This window comes from Mucilaginibacter sp. P5_A4, assembly GCF_056400605.1.
In genome coordinates this window covers 1-3,502 of record NZ_JBFUKX010000108.1, presented here as the reverse complement: position 1 = coordinate 3,502, position 3,502 = coordinate 1, and the positions used below count along the sequence as shown (strand labels likewise).

2 protein-coding genes are annotated in these 3,502 nt (G+C 45.5%); both read left to right on the top strand.

The window, feature by feature from the left end; translation table 11 throughout:
* The coding region (locus AC1DQW_RS27305; RefSeq protein WP_477456951.1) for a glycoside hydrolase family 2 TIM barrel-domain containing protein at positions 1 to 1,971 on the top strand (1,971 nt) is incomplete at its 5' end.
* A gap of 19 nt (positions 1,972 to 1,990) precedes the next feature.
* Positions 1,991 to 3,502, top strand: a 1,512-nt coding sequence (locus AC1DQW_RS27300; RefSeq protein ID WP_477456950.1) for a glycoside hydrolase family 3 protein, incomplete at its 3' end; no start/stop codon positions are given.

The window sequence follows — 3,502 nt, the reverse complement described above, 5'->3', positions numbered from 1 at the left end:
TTCCTGCACCGGTTGCTTACCGCCGTTGAAGAGAATGGCGCTGTTACCGACAGTTATACAACAACATTTGGAATTCGCACCATCAGGTTTGATGCCAACGAAGGTTTTTTTCTGAATGGCAAACACGTTAAAATAAAGGGAACCAATAATCATCAGGATCATGCCGGTGTAGGTGCTGCCATGCCCGATGCTTTACAGGAGTTTCGGATTCGTACTTTAAAAGGTATGGGTTGCAATGCCTATCGCTGTTCACATCATCCGCCAACGCCCGAATTGCTGGATGCCTGCGATAAGTTGGGCATGCTGGTTATAGATGAAAATCGTTTAATGGGCGTAGCATCTACAGAACTAAATGACTTGAAAAGGATGATCCTGCGCGATAGAAACCATCCCAGCATCGTCAGTTGGTCGATAGGGAACGAAGAGTGGGGCATTGAAGGTAATATTACTGGGGCGCGTATAGCCGCTACTATGCAGACCTTTGCCAAATCTATTGATTCGAGCCGTTATATCACAGCAGCTATAAGTGGCGGCATTGGCAATGGAATATCAACAGAAATAGATGTGCTGGGCTATAATTATGTAGCAACTAAAAATACCGACGAACAACATAAAAAGTATCCCAACCAGTTTAGCTGGGGTACCGAGGAAGGATCGACAGTGGCCTCACGAGGGATTTATGAGGATGATATGGGCAAGCAGCAACTTGTTGCATACGATAGAAAGCAAAACGACTCTTTTTATAGCCTGGAGCAGGGCTGGAAACACTACGCCGCACGTCCGTACCTGGCAGGGATGTTCATTTGGACGGGTTTTGATTACCGCGGCGAGCCTACACCGTTTGGATGGCCTTCGGTTGTATCCTATTTTGGTATGGTTGATGCCTGTGGCTTTCCTAAAGACGATTACTATTATTTAAAATCATGGTGGACGGATCAAACCGTAGTACACCTGCTGCCACACTGGAACTGGCAAGGTAAAGAAGGCCGGGAAATAAGGGTATGCGCTTATAGTAATTGTGACGAAGTTGAACTTTTTCTGAATAAGAAAAGCCTCGGTAAAAAAATTATGGAACCAAACGGACACCTGGAATGGCAGGTAAAATATCAACAGGGAACGTTGGAAGCCATAGGCTACAAAAAAGGGGCAAAAGCAGGTAGCGATATTGTTAAAACTACTTTGGCGCCTGCTCAAATTAAATTACAGGCCGATAGGACGTCAATAAAAGCCGATGGAAAGGATATTGCCATAATTGCCGTACAGGCTGCTGATAAAAATACTTTGGGCGTGCCAACAGCCGAAAATGAGATTGGTTTTTCAATTGAGGGCCCAGGTAAAATTATAGGCGTAGGCAACGGAAATCAAACTTCGCTTGAACCCGATCAATATGTAGAGCGGGCTAACCTGGTAAGTATTGGCAATTTAAAGGAAAAATTTGTTGACGATTTAAATGTAAAGGCCGAAGTAGCGGCAGATTACGACGACAGCGGTTGGCAAAACGCATTTAAAGATGTCCGGGATGATGATTTTGGGCAAAAAGTAAAAGCTTTGGTTTATAGGGCTGGCTTTTCTATTCCCGCTGATGCTGCAGCTGCTACAGCCACATTTTTCAGTAAAAATATTGGCAAAGTGCAAAGCATTTATATTAACGGTAAGCAGATAGCTAAAGAAATTAAGGAGAGTGGCGAAAGCCCTGAATTTAAACTGAATGCCTCATTACTGCACCCGGGCATCAATACCATAGCCATTGTTGCTACGCCGTTGCTCAAAGCGAATATCTGGTCGAGCGTTAATACCGATCCCGGCTTAATACAGCTGCTTTATCCGGCTGCGCCTTATAAAAGAAAACTATTTAACGGGAACGCCCAGGTTATTATACAATCGACCGGGCAGCCAGGCCGGATAATATTAAAAGCAACTTCGCCAGGTTTAAAGGCAGCTGTTGTTCAAATTACAGCAGCCGATAAATAACATTACACACACAAAATTTATGAAATATACCCTTGCCTGTTTTATGGCATTTTTCGTGGCCGGCGGCGTTTCGGCACAAAACAAAAGTGAGGTTGCGCTTAATGCAAAGATCAACAGCATCGTCAGCAAAATGACGCTGGAAGAAAAAATAGACATGCTGCATGGAAACGCGCTGTTTTCTTCCGCAGGTGTAAACCGTTTAGGTATCCCGGAACTAACCTGCGATGATGGCCCCTTGGGTGTACGCGAAGAGATAAAGCGCTTTGATTGGGCATCGGCTAACTGGACAATCGATTCTGCCACGTTTTTGCCAAGTGGTTCGGCAATTGCAGCCACCTGGAACCCCATAATGGCCAACCGGTATGGCGTGGTTATAGGCGAGGAGGCCAATGCCCGTAAAAAGAATATAATGCTTGCACCCGCATTCAATATCTGCCGGATGCCGCTTTGCGGCCGTACCTATGAATATTATTCGGAAGACCCCTATTTAAACAGCCTGTTGGCGGTCGGGGCTGTAAAAGGGATTCAAAGCCGGCATGTAGCAGCCTGTATAAAACATTTCGCCGCCAATAACCAGGAGCTTAACCGCGACAGCGTAAACACCATAGTTGACGAAAGGGCATTACGCGAAATTTATTTCCCTGCATTTAAAGCAGCTGTACAGCAAGGGAATGCTTATACCATTATGTCGGCCTACAATAAGCTGAACGGTTACTGGTGCTCAGAGAATGACTATTTATTGAATAAAGTGCTGAAAAACGAATGGGGCTTTAAAGGAGTGGTCATGTCAGATTGGTCCGGGACGCACCATACCGTTGCAGCGGCCAACAACGGGCTGGACATTGAAATGGGATCAAGCGGACCGTATGATCAGTGGTATTTTGCTAAGCCATTGCTTGCGGCTGTAAAATCAGGCCAGGTTCCGTTAAAAACAATTGACGATAAAGTACGCAGGATTTTGTGGGTGATGTACCATACCTCTATGAGTACTAACCATCCTGCAGGGTCTATCGCTACATCGGCGCATGCCAAGGCTGCCTATGATATTGCCTCAGAATCCATCGTTTTGTTAAAAAACGACAACCATTTGCTGCCTTTAAAAGCAGATAACATCAAAAGCATTGCTGTCATCGGCGATAATGCCATCCGCACATTTGCTTTGGGCGGGTATGGCGCCGGTGTAAAAGCCAAATATGAGGTTACCGCGTTAGCAGGTATAAAATCAAGGTTCGGTAAAACGGCCAGCATCAGCTTTGCCCAGGGTTATAAAGCAAACTACCTGGCAAGTAATAGTGATGAACAAAACCGTGGCTACGACCAGCCCGATCAAAAGCTGATTGATGAGGCGGTAGCGCTTGCGAAAACCAGCGATGTTGCCATTTTATGTATCGGTTCCAATCGTGAGTATGAAAGTGAAGCCCATGACCGTAAAAGCCTGGAACTGCCTTTTGGCGAACAGGCATTGGTTAACGCGGTTACAGCCGTTAATGCCAATACCATTATTGTGATAATGGCCGGCGCTCCGTATAAT